A 21,314-nucleotide genomic window follows, 5' to 3' on the forward strand; every position below is an offset into this window, starting at 1 on the left:
TACAAATATATGTTTTTTCGGTATTACGCCGGTTTTTCGCCCTTTTTTAGTTCAAAAACACTGATTTCTGGCCAGATACCAACGCGACCCGGATACGCGTGGAAGCCAAAACCGCGATTTACGTAGATTTTACGATTCTCGTGTTCATACAAACCTGCCCATTGTTTATACACGTATTGAACCGGACTCCATTTGAAAAATCCAGGAATTTCAATCCCAAACTGCAAGCCGTGCGTGTGTCCAGACAAAGTTAAATGCACATTCGACGGATGCGTTTTAACTTCGTACTCCCAATGCGATGGATCGTGCGACATTAAAATCTTAAATGCGTCGCGATCCAATCCGGAAACGGCTTTACCTAAATCGCCCGCTTGTTTGAAGTTTTTGCCCCAATTTTCAACGCCAACAATGTGCAAAGCTTCACCATCTTTGTTAATCGAAGTGTGTTCGTTCAACAACAGTTTAAAGTCGATATCGCCATATAATTTTTTGATGTCTGAAAAATTTTTCTCTTTTTCCTGCTGCGACGGCCAAGAAACGTATTCACCGTAATCGTGGTTCCCCAATACTGCAAACTTTCCGAATTTATGTGGTTTAATTTTTTTGAAAGTGTCAATCCACGGATGCATTTCGGTAGCGTGTGTATTTACGATATCACCTGTAAAGAGAATTAAATCGGTTTCTTGCTGATTGATCAAATCGATTGCGTATTCAATTTTCTCGGGATTGTCGAAACTGCCGCTGTGTACATCGGAAATCTGGGTGATTTTTAAACCGTCGAAGGCCGCGGGCAAATCTGGGAAATACAGTTTTGTAGTGATTACTTTATAGTTGTACTTTCCTTCAAAAATGCCGTAAATTAAACTCGCAAACGGTATGGCGGCGAGGCCGAGAGCAATCTGGCTGATAAACTTTCGGCGTTCGGGCAAGGCTGGTGTGTTTGAATCGTAATCCACGAAATAGCGCGAAATGGCGCAAAAGACGCGGAATAAATCTTCGCCAAAAAGCACTAAACCAATAAGCATTTTAGGAACGTAAATGACCAGCATTAATCCAAGGGTAAAAAGCGACATCCGATTTTGCCCTACCGAGCGATCGAACTGCGTAAAACCGTAGAAGATAATTCCGACTATAGCAACAGAAATTACGAGATACGAAATGATAAAACCTTTGTCTTTATTGACTGTTTTGAATGCTTGAAAGGCATACAGTTCAATTAAACCAAAGATCAGGAGAAGAATAATCCAACGAACCACAGTAAAAATTTTCGGCAAAGTAACGGTTAAACGCGCTTTGATATTCGAGCATTCCAAAATATTTAACTAAAAAACAATATTGAAGAAGGCTTGAGGGATCGTGACGTTTACCCTTTTACGTATCGTTTTAGGGGAAGCTAGAAGTTAGAAGCTAGAGGCTAGACTTCGATGAATTCACCATTTTACGTATCGTGTTCCCACCCTAACCCACAATTTGTTGGTGCCTGAGCTTGTCGAAGGCTGGTGCCTGAGCTTGTCGAAGGCTGATGGAGATTTTTGTATTAAGACTTCGCGACGTTCACCATTTTGCGTATCGTTTTAGGGGAAGCTAGTCCCGATAGCTATCGGGAGAGACTTCATGACGTTCATTACTTAACGTATCGTTTTCCCACCCTAACCCACGTATCGACGGTGCCTGAGCTTGTCGAAGGCAGCATTGTGTACATTGTGAAAAACTTTGAGAAACATCGTGCTCCATTTTTGCTTTTTTCGCTTTTTTCACTTTTTTCTATTCTTTCTATTCTTTCTATTTTTTCACTTCCAATAGCTATCGGAATTCCCTTTTTGTTAATCTTTCAATCTCGAAATCTTTCAATCTCGAAATATTTGCGCAGCTCCTTCCCGCTGTTCGCTGTAGTCCTCGTAAAATACGGCAGGTTCACGCGCGCAGCATTCGGCTTCTGAGGTCGCCGATTGCTTCGCGGTTCACCTAGCCGTCTTTTCTTGCGGGCTGCCGCTGCCATCGGGGCTAGAGCAAACGTTACCAAAAATTCGTAAAAAAATACCTATACGTAGGTAGTTTTGAGAGGAAGGAATCCTTTAAATTAGCGAGGAATAAAAGAGCAATATTTTTTAATTGCTAACACAAAAGGCGAAACAAGTGTCCAATTTAATAGATCAAGAATGCGCATAAATTTATCGCTGCAATGCGCTGTGATTAAATAAATTAAGGGTGTTTTTGAAAATTGGGAAAAAGGTGGGACTTCGCCAATTGTTGAGTTACCTGCAAGCCTAAAAGACAGACACAACAAACAAAAACGAACAGTAAAACGACAGACAAAATGCCAACTCTTCGCAAAATAAAAAGAGCTTCAACCAACCGCACAAGCCGACACAAATTACAGCACATTTTATTTTGCCCAACCGCACCCAAGCCCACCTACCACCCTGACTATTTCTAAAAAATACAGAATAATTTGCCATACTAAAAAACTTAGCTAAATTTGTCATCTATTGACAAGTTAATTTTTACAAGCAAATGAAAGCAACTTTTGGTGAATATATCAGGCAGTTACGGTCAGACAAAGGTTTGACATTGACACAACTTGCGTCACAACTTGACCTTGACTCAGCGAATTTGAGCAAAATTGAGAACGGTAAACGTGAATTTGACGAGAAGCGTTTAGAAAAATTAGCGATAGCTTTTGACCTTAACATTGACGAACTGAAAACAGAATATTTTGGCGACCAATTCGCTAAGAAAATGTATCAATACAACTGTTCACCCGAAACATTGATTGTTGCGGAAGAAAAAGTGAACTATCTAAAAAGTATAAATGTAAAACAAGCCGAAATAAAATTCTAAACTATGAACAAACCATTGACATATATAAGTTTATTCAGCAGTGCGGGAGTTGGTTGTTACGGCTTCAAACAAAACGGTTTTGAATGCATTGCTACAAATGAAATACTCACAAAACGCTTGAAGATTCAAGCGTTCAACAGCAAGTGTAAATACGACACAGGCTATATAGATGGAGATATTTCTACAAAAGAAACCAAAAAAAAACTGTTTGCTGAAATCAAAAAATGGCAAATAGAATATAAAATTTCAGAACCTGATGTAATTGTGGCTACGCCACCCTGTCAAGGAATGTCTGTAGCAAACCACAAAAAAAATCAAGAATTGACAAGAAATTCTTTAGTTGTAGAATCAATCAAAATTACAAAAGAAGTCAATCCAAAATTTTTCATTTTTGAAAACGTAAGGGCGTTTTTAAATACAACTTGCACGGACATTGACGGAATAGAAAAAACGATTGAAGAAGCAATAAGAATAAATTTAGGTGGACATTACAACATACTTTTCAAAATTGTAAACTTCAAAGATTACGGTTCGCATTCAAGCAGAACAAGAACTCTTGTAATAGGCGTTCGCAAAGACATTCAGAACATTAGTCCGTTTGACATTTTTCCCGAAAAACAAAAACCAAAAACGCTACGAAAACTTTTTGCAGGTTTAGAAGAAATAAAGGAAATGGGAAAAATATCGGAAACCGATATTTTTCACTCGTTTCGTGAATACGATGCAAAAATGTTGCGTTGGATTGAGAATTTAAAAGAAGGACAATCTGCGTTTCAGAATACCGAAAAAGACAGAATACCACACCAAATTAAAGACGGAAAAATTGTAATCAACGAAAGTAAAAATGGCGACAAATATGCACGTTGGTATTGGGACAAAGAAGGCCCGTGTGTTCATACGAGAAACGATATTTTGTCAAGCCAAAATACCGTTCACCCAGCAGAAAATAGAGTTTTCAGCATTAGAGAGCTAATGCTGATGATGAGTATTCCTTCAACTTTTCAATGGACGCATCAATCAACAGGCAAGTTGAATAAAATGAGTTTACTTGAAAAGAAAGTATTTTTGAAGAAAGAAGAATTAAACATTAGACATTGCATTGGCGAAGCAGTTCCGACAGGCGTTTTTAGCAACATTGCAAAAAGAATAAGTGATGTTTTAAGTCAAAAATTTCTTTCAACAACCGAAATCAACAACGTAATTAAAAAAGAAAAATTGAACGAAACACAAAATTTGCTTTCGTTCATCAATTCTGATTTTTCCAAGTTAGGTCTTGAAAACATATATCAAATAGCGGAATATGCAAATTCAAGCCGTCAAGAAAATTCAGCATTTTTCACACGGAAAGATATTGCGTTTTCCGTTGTAAAGGATTTGCCCGAACTTAAAGGAAAAAAGAAAATCAGAATTTTAGAACCTTCGGTTGGTATTGGCAATTTCATTCCTCTGTTGGTTGAGAAATACGGAGACAAAGATGAAGTAATTTTTGACCTTGTTGATATTGACAACAATTCATTTGTTGTGCTGAAAAATATTTTAGCCAAATTGAAGCTACCTAAAAAATTTAAATTCAATTTCATCAATGCAGACTTCCTTACTCACAGTTTCAATGTAAAGTATGATATTGTCGTAGGAAATCCGCCTTATAAAAAGGTAACGAACAACCAAGAATTGTTGTCGCTTTACAGATTCAATGCAAAAAACGATGAATCAAATAACCTGTTCTCGTTCTTTATTGAAAAAGCAATTACATTGGGAAATTTCGTTTCCCTAATTGTTCCCAAAAGCCTAATCAATTCGCCCGAATTTAATATTACAAGAGAAATTTTGAACGGACAAAACCTTTTGAAAATTTGCGATTATGGCGAAAAGGGGTTTAAGGGCGTTAAGATTGAAACAATTAGTTTTTTACTTGAGACTTCATCAAAAAAACAAAGTGAAAATATTTTAATTGAAAGTTACATCACGGAAACATTAGAAGAAAAGCAAAAAGATTATATAATGTCTGACAAGTTCCCGTATTGGCTGATTTACAGAAATGAAGAATTTGACCAAATTTCAGAAAAACTCAAATTTAATATTTTTCAGAGTTTTAGAGACAGGCAAATTACCAAGCAAATCACAAAAAACAATGGAAAATATAGGGTATTGAAATCTCGTAATATTGGTAATAACGAAGTTAGGGAATTAGAAAACTACGACTGTTATATTGACGATACAGAAAATTTGGCTGTCGCCAAATTTCTCAATCGTGATGATGTTGTTATGATTCCAAACCTCACATATTATCCAAGAGCGAGTTTTTTACCAAAGAATACAATTACTGACGGCTCCGTTGCTTTATTAACATTGAAAAACGGAAGTCGACTTCCGACAGAAAAAGATTTAGAATATTATGGAACAAAAGAATTTGAGAAGTTCTATCGTGTTGCACGTAATTATGGCACACGTTCACTAAACATTGATAATAATTCCGTTTTTTTCTTCGGACTCTTAAAAAATATTGAATAAATGACAGAAATCGAAAAGTTGCTTAAAAGCAAAAACTATGACATCAGACTTACCAATGATGCAAGATTTATGGATCAGAAATGCACACCAGATGTTGTTTGTATAATTGCGGACTGTGTTTTGAATTTAAGAGAAAATGAACCCCAAAAAGAGTTCATTGTGCAGGACATTTGGGACTCTCAATACTTTATCAAAAACGTAAAAGCAATATTCAATAAACCATCTGCAACCAATCCAACAACACGAAGCGAATACGACAAATTTATTCAACAACCTTTAAGACTTTTGGCATATGCGGGAGTATTGGACATTGATAAGCGTGGAACTAAAAACTATTATAAAATTGCCAATTTATCTGTATTAGAATACATATCGTTGAAAGACCGACACGCTTACAATTTTCTTTACCAATACTTTGTAAAAGTTTTATCAGATAGTGGTTTACTCAAATTTTTTGAAGTTTACAAGAACAAATATGAAAAAGGTAATTTAACACAGTCAGATTTTGAAGATTTGCAAAAGCGTTTTATTAAATTCATTATCGGAAATACTGCAATTAACGGAGAAGTTGAAGTAAAGCGTATTTATCCAAAATTGCTAAACATCTACGCTTGCGAAAACAATTTGCCGGGTTCAATCAAAGGGCGAATGTCAGAAAATGAATTTTACTATACAGACTTAATGTATAATCGAAAAAATTGGCGTGATTTATCAAAAGACAAAACCATTTCACGACAAGAAGCAAATGCAGAAAGCGAACAAAACGTATTACCTGATACTGCGTTTAATGCTTATTTGGTTCAAAAAGCAATGAACCAAATAAAGAAAATGTATTCTGAAAGCGAAGTCAAAGACCAATGGGCTAATGGTGATGCGACACAAGTTCATCACATTTTCCCGAAAAGCAAATTTCCACAACTTGCTCATTACTTAGAAAACTTAATTAAACTAACTGCAACGCAACATTTTACAAAAGCACACCCGAACAATAAGACCGATGCGATAAATCCCGATTATCAACTTGTTTGCTTACTTGCAAAATCAGACACCATTGAAAAATCATTGAAAAAAAACGAACTTTATTACAGAAAGGAATCTTTCATTTATTGCATAAACACAGGACTTGAACAAGATTTGAAAGCTGATTTAACTTTCAGACAAATTAAAACGGAATTAGCAACAATTTACAACGACCTGTAAAAACTTAAAATTATGTATAGACAATTTTTCGGTAAAAGAAACAAAATGCGATTTGACACTCAAACAGAGTATTATGAAACATTAGGTTTTTTGGCAAAATCAGATGGCTCAATTTCTTTAGTTTGGGAAAATAATGAAAATCAAGGTGCTTGGGGTAGCGAAGGCCGAATTCATTGTCATTTCAACATAAACAGATTTACCCCACCTTTGACACGTAAATTTACAAAGGGAAGAGCTAAAAATGTTATTCATAGAATTAATTGTAACGAATTTGTTCAGGACATTGTAACAAATCACGGATTTGCAATGGGAAGTGTTCAAAACACAAATGCAATTAGAGCGACAATCCCTCCTGCTCATATTGTTGATTTCGACAATGGCCTTGCACTATGATTTCCACTACATTTGGTGGCACATTTGCAAAAACGCACAAGCCCACGCTAAAGCTAAGTTTTGCAAAAGAGCCGCCAAGCCAACGCACCAAGACAGACACGAAATGACAATGAACAAACTCGACAGAAAAGAAAGGCGAACCGCTAACAGCAGTAACCGTTACACATCTACCATCTTTCGCCAAAAAAATGGAAATTCCTAATCAAAGCGAGCTCAAATAAGAGGTTTACAAGTGCGCTCGTTTGTAAAGTAGCGTTTAGTTCTCAAAAATAACGAAGCGGGAAAACGCCGCTCTACACAGCCTCCCGTATTTGAGGTTACCATTAACAACACGCCACACCTTTTCATTGCCATCCGCAGCCCTAACCCACGTTTTGCCGGTGCCTGAGCGTGTTAAAGGCGTAAATTATTTTTAAGAAGCTAGAAGCTAGAAACGAGAAGCTAGACTTTGTTGAATTCACCACTTCACGTATCGTATTCCCACCTTGACCCACGATTTGGTGATTCTAGAGCGATTCTGGGAGTTAATCGCAAATGTTTATTTCACTTTTCGATTTCCTCCTTTTTTCTATTCTTTCGCTTTTTTTGCTTTTTTCCTTCTTTCTATTTTTTCGCTTGTGAATCTTTTCCGCGCGAACGGGTGGAGTGGCATCCTTTTTTGCGCTACGGTTTTTCCACTACTTGTTTGCAAAAAAGATAGAACGGAACACGTGACGGCGTGAACCTCTTTTGCGCAGCGACGACTCGTTTGCCGGCGCGCCCAAAAACAAAAAAAGAATGCATCGTCGGTGGTAACTTGCGAGTAAGGGTATCAAAATTTAAATACCTTTACTTTCTTTAATTTTTGAAATGGAAACCAAAAAACGCCTGTACTTACTCGACGCCTATGCCTTGATTTTCAGAGGATATTACGCTTTTATCAAAAACCCAACCATCAATTCCAAGGGCATGAATACCTCGGCAATTGTAGGTTTTATGAATTCGTTACTCGACATCATCAAGCGCGAAAAACCCGATCATTTGGCCGTAGCGTTTGATAAAGAAGGAAGTACAGTGCGTACGGAAATGTTTCCGCAATATAAAGCCAATCGCGACGAAACGCCCGAAGCTATAAGCCTTGCCATTCCGTACATTCACGACATTTTGCGCGCCATGCACATTCCGATCATCGAACTTGCCGGTTGCGAAGCCGACGATTTGATTGGAACCATCGCCAAACAAGCCGAACAACAAAATTATCAGGTGTTTATGGTTACGCCCGATAAAGATTTTGCGCAGCTCGTAACCGAAAACGTATTTATTTACAAACCCGCACGCATGGGCAACGGCATCGAAATCTGGGGCATTAAAGAAGTACAAGAACGCTTTGGCGTAGAACGTCCGGAACAGGTAATCGACTTTCTAGGCATGATGGGCGATGCTGTAGATAACATTCCTGGACTTCCCGGCGTAGGCGAAGTAACTGCAAAAAAACTGCTCGCCGAATTCGGTTCTATGGAAAATTTGTTGGCTAACACCGACAAGCTGAAAGGCAAAATGAAAGAAAACATTGAAGCCAACGCCGAACTGGGAATACTTTCGAAAAAACTCGCGACCATTTTGGTAGATTGCCCCGTAACCTTTAACGAAACCGACTACGAACTGAGCAAACCCGATTTCGAAAAAACGCAGGCGCTGTTTCATGAACTCGAATTTCGCCGCATGGCCGAACAATTCGATGCTATTTTTCGAACCGACTTCTCGGCCGTAACCAACGCCACCGAACAGAAAGAAGCGCAACTGTACCGTAAAGCCAAACCAAATCTCACGGGACAAATCGACCTATTTGGCGTCGATACCGATATGGAAAGCGCCACCGGTTACAGCTTGTACCAAAACATTGAAAACACCGAACACCACTACCAATTAGTAAATACTGACTTTGCCAAGAAACTGTTGCTCGACCATTTGCTCAAGCATAAAACCGTAAGTTTTGATACGGAAACCACCGGAATCGACGCGCAGCAAGCCGAATTAGTAGGAATTTCGTTTTCAACCGAAAAAGGAAAAGGTTACTACGTGCCTATTTCTGAAAATCGCGAACAAGCCGAAGCTGAAGTACGCTATTTCGACGCCTTTTGGCAGAATACGGAGATTGAAAAAGTGGGTCAGAATATTAAATACGATTTAAAAATCTTGGCACAATACGGTGTTCGCATTGCCGAACCCTGTTTTGATACGATGTTAGCGCATTATCTGATTAACCCAGACATGCGTCATAACATGGATGTATTGTCGCAAACCTATTTGAATTACGCGCCGGTTTCCATTGAAACGCTAATTGGAAAAAAGGGTAAAAATCAGAAATCGATGCGCGAGGTCGATGTAGAAGTGATTAAAGAATACGCCGCCGAAGATGCCGATGTAACTTTGCAATTGAAAAACGTTTTTGAACCCAAATTGCAAGAATCGGAAACAACAAAACTGTTTACAGAAATCGAAATGCCGTTGATGCCCGTTTTAGCCGACATGGAACTAACGGGCGTAAAACTGGATATTGCTTTCTTGAAAGAAATGGAATCGGAAATTGCTACGGAAATCAGTTCGTTGGAACGCAAGATATACGAGACTGCCGGCGAGACTTTCAATTTAGCGTCGCCTAAACAATTGGGCGAAATTTTGTTCGACAAAATGAAAATTGGCGGTGCAAAGCAAAAGAAAACGAAAACCGGACAGTATGCCACGGGCGAAGAAATATTGTCGTATTTGGCGCTTACGAGTCCGTTTGTACATGACATACTCGATTGGCGTCAATTGGTAAAACTACAAAGTACGTATGTTACGGCACTACCGACGCAGGTAAATCCAAAAACGGGTCGGATTCACACCGATTACATGCAAGCTGTGGCGGCAACCGGACGTTTGAGTTCGAACAATCCGAATTTGCAAAACATCCCGATTCGTACCGAACGCGGTCGTCAAATCCGAAAAGCTTTTGTGGCGGGTTCCGACAAGCATGTATTGTTGTCTGCGGATTACAGTCAGATTGAATTGCGCATCATTGCAGCTCTAAGTGGAGAAGACACGATGATTGAAGCGTTTAGAAACGGCGAAGACATTCACCGATCAACGGCTTCGAAAGTATTCGACATACCGGTAGAGGAAGTAACACGCGAACAACGCAGCCATGCAAAAACGGTAAATTTTGGAATTATCTACGGCGTATCGGCTTTTGGGTTGAGCAACCAAACTACCTTATCGCGATCGGAGAGTGCCGATTTAATTAACGCTTATTACCGAACCTATCCCAAATTAAAGACCTACATCAACGACCAGATTGAGCACGCACGCGAATTGGGTTATGCACAAACTATTTTTGGGCGTCGCCGGTACTTAAAAGACATAAACTCCGGAAATGCGGTGGTTCGTGGTGCGGCAGAACGCAATGCGGTAAACGCTCCGATACAAGGGTCGGCTGCCGATATTATCAAAATTGCTATGATCCGCATTCACAAAGCGTTTGCAGCTCAGCAATTGCAATCGAAGATGTTGCTACAGGTGCACGACGAATTGGTGTTTGATGTATTGGAATCGGAATTGGAAGTGGTGAAGCAAATTGTAAAGTCGGAAATGGAAGGTGCAGCCAGCTTAACGGTTCCGTTAGAAGTTGAAATGGGCGTGGGTAAGAACTGGTTGGAGGCGCATTAAACTACTTTCTTATGTAAACCTCCAAAATTTTAATCTGAATTTTAAAACAAAATTTCTTTAAAGGAAAAACCATACGTTATATTTTTTTTTGAGCGAAGTGGATGGTTTTGGTGCTCGAAAAGTTAAAATAACGTATTGATTTTAAGGTTTTAACAAAAGGTAATATTGCAATATTACAAATGAAATAATACCAAGCCCCATAAAATCACTTTTACGAAATTAGTTTTCAATTCACTCCATAAAAAAAGGCTCTCTTTCGAAAGCCTTTTTTGTTTTATAGCGGGAACTAATTAACCTAAAGCAGCACGCTTAAATCCAGTTACTACTAGATCTGGGTTAACTGTTTTCACGTATTTAGCTACGCTAAGTTCACCGTCTTTAATGTAATCCTGGTTCACCAAAGTATTGTCTTTGAAGAAACGTCCCAATTTACCTTTTGCAATGTTTTCGATCATTGCTTCTGGCTTACCTTCCTGACGTAACAAATCTTTAGCGATTTCTATTTCTTTATCGAAAATCTAAAGTTGACTTATTTACTCATGCCTTAAAAACAAATTCAAAAAAAGCTTTTAAAATCACTTATAAAAAGCTCAGCAATTCCATTAAAAAAAGTGAATAGTATGGTTCTCTGGGAAATCGCTCACTTATTTATACATTCTGCGACACTTTTTTTTACTGGTGAAAACATCGTAGGTAGCCCAATCAATGTATTTTTTTCTTTTTCAATTTAAAAAGCGGATGCTATATAGCGAAACAATTTCTACCTTGCTGTATTTCAAAAAGTCTGAAAAGAAATTTAACAAAATAAGAAAACACTGCGTTAGTTTTTTAAATATTTTTACAAAGGCTAAAGTAATTAGTGTAATTACAGATTTTTTTTAGTGTTGTTTTTTTAGATGTTTATTTTCCTGCAAGTATTACACTAATTTAAAGAATGTCTTTTTGAAATATCTAACTCGGTAGTTCATTAATTTCATACTCGTTCGACTTTATTTCTTTGGTATATTATTGCTAATCAAAAACTAAACCCATGAAACCATCACAACTGCTGATAGCATTTTTAATTTCTTTTAATTTATTCGGACAATCGTGGCCGTGGGGATTTAGAGGTGGGGCTGTCGATGATACTTCAAACGCACCCGAAACGGTTTTATCGCTACAAACCGACAGTCAAAAAAATATTTATGCATTAGCTCGAGTGGGCTATGCGGGTATTTTTCTTGGAAATCAACTCATTCAACCCAATGGAGATGCAATTACCAAAAATGATGTGGTGCTTTTCTCGCTTAACTGCACGGGTGAACTACGATGGTACAAGGTCTTTGGTGGTCGAAGTGAGGAACGGGTAGGACAATTAGCTATAGATGAAAACGACAATATTTATTTTGCAGGAACAGTTTCAAGCTGTGCACCTGTGGGAGATATAAACGGGCCAGCCGCTTTCTTCGGGGAGTTCGATTTCAACAACACTCTCGAAGCTTGCAGCAGAAGTATACTTGCAAAAATTAATAGTGACGGAGACTTTATCTGGATCCGGAGGCCTCAACCGTTTTTGTCGCAATCGGAAGCACAGGGAACTGTGAACGTAGACTTACTTAGAGACGAAACGGGTACTTTACATTGGTTTATGAGTATGCGTAGCGGTACTTTTTGCGATGGTCAATATACCGTACCTCAAGGTGGTAGTAAACATCATATATTAAAGTATGACACTGATGGTAATTTTGTACAAGGTATATCTTTAAATATGTCTATTGACATTTTACCTCTACCGAAATTCTATCGAAATCCGAACAACGGTCATTACTTTTTTACCAATTATCGCGACCCTGAAAATGTAGTTAGCTTTAACGGAACACCAATCACAGGTACAGGATATCTTGCCAGCTACGACCAAAACGGAAATTTCTTGTGGGTTCGACAAACAACCTCGGCAAATGAAGTAAGTGCTATGATACCGCACGGGCTAGATTTCGACAGCAATAACAACATTTATTTGGGGGGTGTTTTAGGAAATTTAACCGGAAGCAATAGTTTTCTCGGTTTTGCGATACCACCCGAACAATTTCAAAGAACTTTTGTTCTCAAGTGTAATCCAACTGCAGAGACAGTAATCTGGGCGCACCATAATAATAAATTCGGACAGCTAACTGGGACAACGAAAATCATAAATGATGAATTGTATTGGGCTAGTAATGGTGTTACAACAGTGACTTGGTCGGGGCAATCTTTTACAGTAGCTACTACAAGCAACAGCCGTCACTTTGCAGCTAAATTTAATTTAGAAACGGGCGCTTGTACTGGTGGGTTTTGGATACCTTCAACACAAGGTGGGTTCAACTATTTTAACGATATAACACAGGACGCCTCAGGAGATTTAATTCTGGGAGGGCAGTTTACCGGAAGTGTAAATCTCGACAACAATCAAACCCTAACACAATCGGGCGGATCTTCAGATTTTATCATCGCTAAATACGCAGCACAAGCCTGCTCACCGCTTAATACTAACGATTTACCTTTCGAGCAAGTACAACTATACCCGAATCCGGTTAAAGATGTTTTTGTGTTACAAGTCGCACAAACCGCTAAGTACCAAATTATTTCCCTAAACGGAACCATTATTAAAAACGGAACTGCAAATCAAGGAAGTAATTCAATACAGGTTTCAGAATTACCTCCGGGAATTCACCTACTAAAACTTATTTTCGAGAACAGCGAGATAGAAATACGCAAGTTGCTGAAAAATTAACGAAAATTAGATTTCATAAGATAATTCACCCCATAAAAAAAGGCTCTCTTTCGAAAGCCTTTTTTGTTTTATAGCGGGAACTAATTAACCTAAAGCAGCACGCTTAAATCCAGTTACTACTAGATCTGGGTTAACTGTTTTCACGTATTTAGCTACGCTAAGTTCACCGTCTTTAATGTAATCCTGGTTCACCAAAGTATTGTCTTTGAAGAAACGTCCCAATTTACCTTTTGCAATGTTTTCGATCATTGCTTCTGGCTTACCTTCCTGACGTAACAAATCTTTAGCGATTTCAATTTCTTTATCGATGGTTTCTTGGTCTACACCCGCCTCATCTAAAGCAATTGGGTTCATTGCAGCTGCCTGCATAGCCACGTTACGAGCTGCTTCTTCAGCACCTTCTACGTTTGCAGAAAGCGAAACGATGGTTGCAATTTTGTTACCTGCGTGGATGTAGCTTCCTACGAAAGCACCGCTTAATTTCTCAAACGTACCGATTTCGATTTTCTCACCGATAACACCTGTTTGCTCGATTAATTTCTCAGAAACAGTAATTCCGTTGAAATCGGCTGCCAAGAAAGCATCTTTTGAATCGAATTGAAGTGCCAAAGCAGCTAAATCAGTTGCTAATTTTACGAAACCTTCGTTTTTACCTACGAAATCTGTTTCACAGTTCAAGGTAATAACAACACCTTCTGTCTTATCTGCGTTCACAGCAGCGATTGCAGCACCTTCAGTTGATTCGCGATCCGAACGATTTGCAGCTACTTTCTGACCTTTCTTACGAAGGTTTTCGATAGCCAAGTCGAAATCGCCATCTGCTTCAACAAGCGCTTTTTTACAATCCATCATACCGGCACCGGTAAGGGTTCTTAATTTATTTACATCTGCAGCAGTAATTGTTGCCATGATATTTTTAAAGTTTTAGGTTTATGAATTAAATGTGCAAAATTCCGACCTTGTTTGGTGCTTTCGTTCGTGTGGGCTTTATCAAATCGTTAAATCTGAGCCTGGAGCGAAACGCAGAACAAAATCGGAATTTCTAGAAATTTATGCTTCGCTGCTTGGTTCTTCCACAGAAGTTGCATCGCTCTCAGGAGCTTCTACTACTTCTACTTCAGCCTCAACAGCTGCTTCCATTCCCTCAGCATCGTCTACAGGAGCATCTGTATTGCGGTTTGATAAACCGTCGATGATAGCTGCGGTAACTAATGAAAGGATTTTTTCAATCGATTTAGAAGCATCGTCGTTGGCAGGAATTACGTAATCCACTTCACGCGGATCCGAATTCGTATCTACCATTGCGAAAACCGGAATGTTTAATTTTTGTGCTTCTTTTATTGCGATATGCTCAGCCTTAATGTCGACTACAAACAAAGCTGCTGGTAGGCGCGACATGTCGGCAATAGATCCTAAGTTCTTCTCAAGCTTCGCTCTAAGACGATCAATTTGCAATTTTTCTTTTTTCGAAAGCGTGTTAAAAGTACCGTCTTTCTTCATTCTGTCGATAGACGACATTTTCTTAACTGCTTTGCGAATAGTTACAAAGTTGGTCAACATACCACCAGGCCATCTTTCAGTGATGTACGGCATGTTTGCTGCCAATGCTTTTTCTGCAACGATGTCTTTCGCTTGCTTTTTAGTAGCTACAAATAAAATTTTGCGGCCTGATGCTGCGATTTTCTTCAAAGCTTCATTAGCTTCTTCGATTTTTGCAGCAGTCTTATATAGATTGATAATGTGGATACCATTACGCTCCATATAAATGTAAGGAGCCATGTTTGGATCCCACTTTCTGGTCATGTGTCCGAAGTGAACACCGGCTTCCAGTAACTCTTTAACTTCTACTTTGTTTGCCATTTTTGAAATAGTTTACGTTCTGTTGAATTAGCAATGGTCCTTTTAGAGATTGCGAAATTTTGAGATTTCAAGATTTCGAGATTTTGTTTTTATCCCGATAACTATCGGAACCAACTTCTACTCTCCTAGGCTTCATTTAGATGCTAAACTAATCTCTCTTTTCAGAGAAGTGCAACAACAACTTGATTTTTAAAAATTGAATAATATTAACGTTTAGAGAACTGGAATCTCTTACGAGCTTTCTTCTGACCGAATTTCTTACGCTCTACCATTCTTGGGTCGCGAGTAAGTAAACCTTCTGGTTTCAAGATTGCACGATTTCCTTCTCCTACTTCGCACATTGCACGAGCAATAGCCATACGTACTGCCTCTGCCTGACCAGTAACACCACCGCCGTACACGTTTACTTTAACGTCGTAGCTAGCTGCATTTTCAGTCATAGTCAACGGCTGTAATACTTTGTACTGCAAAGTAGCTGTTGGAAAATACGTTGTAAATTCTTTTTTGTTTACAGTAATGGTTCCGTTTCCTTCCGAAACGTAAACACGGGCAACTGCAGTTTTACGTCTGCCAATTTTGTGGATAACTGCCATTATTTAAGATCGTTTAGGTTAACGGTTTTAGGTTGCTGAGCCGTGTGTTTGTGCTCGCTACCAACAACTACAGTAAGGTTTCTGAAAAGTTCAGCTCCTAATTTGTTTTTAGGCAACATCCCTTTAACAGCTTTTTCAACTAAAGCAGCAGGATTTTTCGCCTGTAAAACTTTAGCAGTAAGGGTTCTTTGACCTCCTGGGTAACCCGTATGACGCATGTAAATTTTGTCGTCAAGCTTGGTTCCAGTAAGGTTGATTTTCTCTGCGTTGATAACAATTACGTTATCCCCACAGTCAACGTGTGGCGTAAAACTTGGCTTGTATTTACCGCGAAGAATCATAGCAACCTTCGACGCTAAACGACCCAAGTTATGCCCCTCAGCATCCACAACAACCCACTCTTTGCTCACAGTGGCTTTGTTTGCAGACACAGTTCTGTAACTTAATGTGTTCACAATAATTAATTTAAATTAAACATTCCGTCCGCACCCGTTTTTCGGGATTGGGGTGCAAAAGTACAAATTATTTGCCGACATACAAATGCAAAAGTTTTGTTCGTTGCCGTATTTTTGGGTGTGCCGCCGCAAACGGTGGTGCTTTGAAGAAAAAATCTACTGCGGCGTCGCGCCCTACGCTGCAATTCGGCTGGTCTCGGCGGGCTTTTTGTCTCGCCAAAGGGGCTCCCAAGGTCGCCTTTTGGCAGCGCAAACGCCACACCTCAACGGCACCTCATTTACACTGCGGTCGCTCACACAACCAACCAAACCCAAATTCATACCAAAAGAAACGTTCTAAATTAATCCGCATCAAACTAAAACGAGCTACCTTTTTCATAAATCCATGAGGAATTTACGACATTTGAACTTGCTATTAACCAACCTTTTGTTCTTTACATGAAAAAAATAAACCGTTTCGGGTGCCGCTACCGCGCCGTCTGGCTGTTGGCACTCGCCTATCTTTGTTGTTCATTTGTCACCCGCATTCTGCTGTATTTCTGGGCTTTGCCCGAACCCGATAGTTCTATCAGCGCCGTTGTCAAAACCTTTTTCTTCGGTCTCGTTTTCGATTTGGTTAGTGCCTGCAGCATCAGCCTTCCGGCGATCTTGTACCTTACTATTCTTCCCAACCCACTAATCGGAAGCAAACTCGACAAATCGCTTACGTACTTTTTTACTTTTCTGACACTGTTTCTACTCTCATTTACCGCTTTGGCTGAGTTTACTTTTTGGGAAGAATTTAAATCGCGCTTTAATTTCATAGCGGTCGACTACCTTATTTACACCTACGAAGTTATTGCCAACATAGCCGAATCCTACCCGCTGCCGCTGCTGTTTGCTATTGTACTTCTTACCACACTGCTCGGCATGTACTTCATTCATAAACAAAAAGGATTTACCACTGTGTTTTCTTCAAAAGCAAGTCTAAAAACACGATTCATTGTACTTGCTTCTGTAACTGCTGTAGTGGTTTTAGCCACCGTCGGCTTACAAAACACCGACGCCGAGTGGTCGGCAAACCGCTACAACAACGAATTATCTAAAAACGGCATCTATTCCTTTTTCGCTGCCTTCCGCAACAACCAAATGAAATACAGCGAATTTTACAAAACCATCCCAGAAAACGAAGCCTTCGATTTAGTTCGAAACGAACTGCAACAAAACAACAGCAGGTTTCAATCCAATGGCTTGAGTATTCATCGAACGGTTAGTTCGCCAAATCCAAGTAACGAAAAACCCAATGTTGTTTTCATCTTGGTCGAAAGTTTGTCGGCAAAATTCCTGGGCAGCTACGGAAACACCGAAAACCTGACGCCAAATCTCGACAAACTTGCCACCAAAGCCTGTCGCTTTACCAACCTGTTTGCCACCGGAACACGAACTGTTCGCGGTATGGAAGCCGTAACGCTGTGTATTTCGCCCACACCCGGACAAAGTATCGTTAAACGACCTAAAAATGCGGGCTTGTACACCGTATCGAACGTTTTCAAATCCAAAGGATACAGCTGCAACTTTTTTTATGGCGGCGATGGGTACTTCGACAATATGGATGCTTACTTCGGAAGTAATGGTTTTAATATTTTCGACCGCGGACGTGGTTCGATTCTTTCCGACGACATTAAAACAACACGCACACTGATCTCCGATAGTCAAGTTACTTTTGAAAACGCTTGGGGAATATGCGACGAAGACATTTATAACGTAATGCTCGAACAAGCCGACAAGCAATACGCGTCCGGAAAACCGTTCTTTAATTTCGTCATGACAACTTCAAACCACCGTCCGTACACGTATCCGAAAGGAAAAATCGACATTCCATCTGGCTCAGGAAGAAACGGCGCGGTAAAATATACCGACTATGCGCTCGGAAAACTATTCGAAGCCGCACAAAAGAAACCGTGGTTTAAAAACACAGTATTTGTAATTGTTGCCGACCATTGTGCGTCTAGCGCCGGAAAAGACGAAATAGATATTGTAAATTATAAAATTCCCGCTCTTATTATAGGAGTAGAAAAACTCGGACAGATGGAGATTAGCAAACAGTGTTCGCAAATCGATGTAATGCCGACACTTTTTGGAGCACTTAATTGGAGTTATGAATCCGACTTTTTTGGTGAAGATGTTTTAAATCCGCTTTACCATGAGCGGGCCTTAGTGGCAACGTATCGCAAATTGGGCTTCATTAAAAAAGACGCCGTGGTTATTTTAAGTGAGCAAAAATCAGTGAATCACTACAAATGGGATAACGACAAGAATACGCTCAGCAAATCAGCGAAAAATCCGAGATTGGAACGCGAAGCCATAGCTTGGTATCAAACCGCCGACTATCTCTTCAACAACAACAAACTCAAATAAACCCTAAGACTTTACGGAATCAGCGCTAGATTAAAAGATTGACTTCAGCACTTTACGTCGAATTTGCAGCACATATAAACACTTCTTAAAAGCGAGAAATTTCATTATATTCGTCGTCAATCTTTTACCGATGAAATCTAAAGCTACACTCAAACAAATTGCCAAAGATTTAGGCGTTTCCGTTTCTACTGTTTCCAAGGCTTTAAACAACAGCCCGGAAATTAGTGAACCTACGAAAATCAAAATTCAAGAGTTTGCAAAACTGAAAAACTACAAGCCTAATGTTATTGGTTTGAATCTGAAAAACAGATCTACCCGAACTATTGGCGTAATCATTCCAAATATTCTCAATCCGTTTTTTGCCAAAGTTTTCTCCGGTATTGAAAAAGTTGCCGACGAGAAAGGCTACAACATAATTACATGTATTTCGAACGAATCGATACAAAAAGAGATTCACGCCTTGGATGTTTTGAGCAACGGCACCATCGACGGATTTATCCTTTCAGTGAGCGAAGAAGCGCAAAAGGAAGAAGAATATGGCCATTTTGCTGAAATCATCAGCAGCGGAACGCCGATTGTAATGTTTGATCGCACAGCTGAGAGCATTGCCTGTGATAAGGTTGTTGTAGATGATTTCGAAGCAGCAGTAAATGCCGTACAATATCTGATTGATACTGGTTGCAAAAACATCGCTTTAGTTTCATCAATCGACAATCTAAGCGTTGGTAAACTTAGAGCAAAAGGCTACTTCGCTGCACTTACCGATGCAAAACTAGAAGCCAAAGACGAGTTGGTTTTACTTACTGATAACGAACAGCGTTTTGATGCCGAACTAGCCGGTGTTTTCGAACATAATCCCGATGCTTTTCTTGCCTTAGACGAGCATACCTCAACAGCGGTAATGAAAATGGCAATCAAAAAAGGCTACCGCATTCCAGACGAATTGCAAGTCATTGGCTTTGCCGACGGCATTTGGTCGCGACGATTAACGCCGAGTTTGTCGACAATCTCGCAACACGGACCCGAAATTGGCGAAGCGGCAGCAAAAATGTTGATCGATCGCTTGGAATCGAAAGAAAATTTAAAACCAACTACACAAATAATACGTACTGAATTGAGAAAGCGCGACTCGGTTAAGAAATAGTTATTTCCGATAAATGCACGCAATCTTATTCGCTTTAGAACATCGTCATCCTATGAGAACGCTTTTATTCGCCTGTTTTTTCTTTTTATCGTCGCAGTTGTTACAAGCACAGACAACGCCCGACATTTTCGATGTGGCTCGTTCGGGCACGGTCGAAACACTTAAAACACTGTTAGCAAAAGACAAGTCGTTGATCAATGCTGTGAGTCCGCAGGGCTACACACCGCTCCTTTTGGCTACGTATCGCGGAAACAACGAAGTGGCGAACTATTTAATTGACAACGGCGCAAACATAAACTTGGCAACCGGTTTTGGAACCATAGTAATGGCAGCAATAGTGAAAAAAAACACTGCTGTTTTAGAAAAACTCGTTGCCGCAAAAGCCGATATTAATGCTGCCGACGACAAAGGACTAACACCGCTAATGCTTGCGGTACAATTTCAGCAGCCAGAAACTGTGGCGCTGTTACTCAAATCGGGTGCAAAAAAAGACAGTAAAGACAAAGCCGGTAAAACTGCTTTTGAATACGCCACCGAATCTGGAAACGAGAACTTAATTAAACTTCTAAAATAAAAACTCTATGCAAAAAACTACTTTACTATTTCTTACACTGCTTGGCAGCCTCGGGTTCGCGCAGCAGAAATCGACTGGCGTGATGACCCTTTCAAACAATCCAATTCCGATTACAGCAAACTTTACATTAGATAACAGCACTTCGCAAGTTACATTGGTTTTAACTGGGCCATCCGACCGTTGGTTTGGTTTGGGAATTGGAGTTGAAGCTGGATTTGGAATGGCCGACGGCGATGTTGTGGTTTTTACCACCTCAACAAACCCAAATTTAAGCGATCGAAATTTCGCTGGACTTGGTGTACCACCGAATGATTCAGCACAAAATTGGACTACAGTTTCAAACACGGTTAGCGGCACTGTTCGTACTCTTACACTAACAAGAGCACTAACCACAACAGATGCGAATGATTTCCAAATGCCTTATGCGAGCACGAACTCTATTAGTATCGCAGGTGTGCGACCAGCAGGAGCAACTTTTACAGTTGGCGCTCACGGCGGAACTAACAATGTAGGTTATGCAACTGCAGCGTTCCAAAGTTTGAATACCGACGACATAAACTTAAACACTGTTGAATTATACCCAAACCCAGCGCAGAACTTTTTTAATGTTTCGGCGCGTTCGGAGTTTAATTCGATTACCATTTACTCACAAACTGGAAAATTGGTAAAAACACTTCGTTTTGAAAACGGCAGCATTGAAGAGCGCATTCAAATCGACGATTTAGCAACAGGAATTTACTTATTAGAAGTTTCGGGAACCAGCGGAAAAGCTTGGAAGAAACTGATTAAAGAATAGTTTTTTTTGCACATAAGACCAAAGCCGTTTCGCATTTTGTGGAACGGCTTTTTTTGTTCCGATTGCCCCTGTGAGCGGTGGAAGCGGCATCCTGCCAAAAAATCGCTTGCGTTT

15 protein-coding genes and 1 pseudogene are annotated in these 21,314 nt (G+C 39.7%); 10 read left to right on the top strand and 6 right to left on the bottom strand.

Annotated features, from left to right (window positions below):
* Positions 1-23 precede the first annotated feature (23 nt).
* Positions 24-1,256, bottom strand: coding sequence for a metallophosphoesterase (locus ACOVQQ_RS07320; protein WP_421817620.1), 1,233 nt, complete (start codon positions 1,254-1,256; stop codon positions 24-26).
* A 1,258-nt stretch (positions 1,257-2,514) separates the two neighbouring features.
* On the opposite strand from ACOVQQ_RS07320, the gene ACOVQQ_RS07325 reads away from it, so the two are divergent.
* From ACOVQQ_RS07325 to polA, 5 genes are all read left to right on the top strand, one after another.
* Positions 2,515-2,841, top strand: a complete 327-nt coding sequence (locus tag ACOVQQ_RS07325) for a helix-turn-helix domain-containing protein (RefSeq protein WP_421817621.1) — start codon at positions 2,515-2,517, stop codon at positions 2,839-2,841.
* A gap of 3 nt (positions 2,842-2,844) precedes the next feature.
* Complete coding sequence (locus tag ACOVQQ_RS07330) at positions 2,845-5,352, top strand: DNA cytosine methyltransferase (RefSeq protein ID WP_421817622.1); 2,508 nt, start codon at positions 2,845-2,847, stop codon at positions 5,350-5,352.
* Positions 5,353-6,552 carry a hypothetical protein gene (locus tag ACOVQQ_RS07335; protein ID WP_421817623.1) on the top strand — a complete coding sequence of 400 codons (1,200 nt, stop codon included), beginning with the start codon at positions 5,353-5,355 and terminating at the stop codon, positions 6,550-6,552.
* Between the two features lie 12 nt (positions 6,553-6,564).
* Positions 6,565-6,945 carry a hypothetical protein gene (locus ACOVQQ_RS07340; RefSeq protein WP_421817624.1) on the top strand — a complete coding sequence of 127 codons (381 nt, stop codon included), beginning with the start codon at positions 6,565-6,567 and terminating at the stop codon, positions 6,943-6,945.
* Positions 6,946-7,794: 849 nt separating this feature from the next.
* The gene (gene polA / locus ACOVQQ_RS07345) at positions 7,795-10,632 is read left to right on the top strand and encodes a DNA polymerase I (protein WP_421817625.1); all 2,838 of its coding nucleotides are present in this window, start codon (positions 7,795-7,797) and stop codon (positions 10,630-10,632) included.
* A 290-nt stretch (positions 10,633-10,922) separates the two neighbouring features.
* Here the strand turns inward: polA and ACOVQQ_RS07350 are convergent.
* Positions 10,923-11,150, bottom strand: a pseudogene (locus ACOVQQ_RS07350) (elongation factor Ts); the annotation flags it as partial.
* 512 nt (positions 11,151-11,662) lie between these two features.
* On the opposite strand from ACOVQQ_RS07350, the gene ACOVQQ_RS07355 reads away from it, so the two are divergent.
* Complete coding sequence (locus tag ACOVQQ_RS07355; RefSeq protein WP_421817626.1) at positions 11,663-13,381, top strand: T9SS type A sorting domain-containing protein; 1,719 nt, start codon at positions 11,663-11,665, stop codon at positions 13,379-13,381.
* Between the two features lie 84 nt (positions 13,382-13,465).
* Here the strand turns inward: ACOVQQ_RS07355 and tsf are convergent, their stop codons facing one another.
* The 4 genes from tsf to rplM form a co-directional block, all read right to left on the bottom strand.
* Entirely contained in the window at positions 13,466-14,290 is an 825-nt protein-coding gene (gene tsf, locus ACOVQQ_RS07360) for a translation elongation factor Ts (protein WP_094485576.1), read from the bottom strand.
* 141 nt (positions 14,291-14,431) lie between these two features.
* Positions 14,432-15,241 (bottom strand): 30S ribosomal protein S2, encoded by an 810-nt coding sequence (gene rpsB, locus ACOVQQ_RS07365; RefSeq protein WP_094485577.1) that lies wholly within the window; start codon positions 15,239-15,241, stop codon positions 14,432-14,434.
* A 206-nt stretch (positions 15,242-15,447) separates the two neighbouring features.
* Positions 15,448-15,834, bottom strand: a complete 387-nt coding sequence (gene rpsI, locus ACOVQQ_RS07370; protein WP_094485578.1) for a 30S ribosomal protein S9 — start codon at positions 15,832-15,834, stop codon at positions 15,448-15,450.
* A complete protein-coding gene (rplM, locus tag ACOVQQ_RS07375; protein ID WP_094485579.1) occupies positions 15,834-16,289 on the bottom strand; it encodes a 50S ribosomal protein L13 in 456 nt (151 codons plus the stop codon). The genes rpsI and rplM overlap by 1 nt, the downstream gene beginning before the upstream one ends.
* A gap of 438 nt (positions 16,290-16,727) precedes the next feature.
* Between rplM and ACOVQQ_RS07380 the strand changes: the two genes are divergently transcribed.
* From ACOVQQ_RS07380 to ACOVQQ_RS07395, 4 genes are all read left to right on the top strand, one after another.
* Entirely contained in the window at positions 16,728-18,686 is a 1,959-nt protein-coding gene (locus ACOVQQ_RS07380; RefSeq protein WP_421817627.1) for an LTA synthase family protein, read from the top strand.
* Positions 18,687-18,816: 130 nt separating this feature from the next.
* A complete protein-coding gene (locus ACOVQQ_RS07385; RefSeq protein WP_094485584.1) occupies positions 18,817-19,830 on the top strand; it encodes a LacI family DNA-binding transcriptional regulator in 1,014 nt (337 codons plus the stop codon).
* A 52-nt stretch (positions 19,831-19,882) separates the two neighbouring features.
* Positions 19,883-20,404: an ankyrin repeat domain-containing protein gene (locus ACOVQQ_RS07390; protein WP_421817628.1), complete on the top strand. Its 522-nt coding sequence runs from the start codon at positions 19,883-19,885 to the stop codon at positions 20,402-20,404.
* A 7-nt stretch (positions 20,405-20,411) separates the two neighbouring features.
* A complete protein-coding gene (locus tag ACOVQQ_RS07395; protein ID WP_421817629.1) occupies positions 20,412-21,200 on the top strand; it encodes a T9SS type A sorting domain-containing protein in 789 nt (262 codons plus the stop codon).
* The last annotated feature ends 114 nt before the right edge of the window (positions 21,201-21,314 follow it).

The sequence above is a fragment of the Flavobacterium sp. genome (genome assembly GCF_049240005.1).
Taxonomy (GTDB): domain Bacteria; phylum Bacteroidota; class Bacteroidia; order Flavobacteriales; family Flavobacteriaceae; genus Flavobacterium.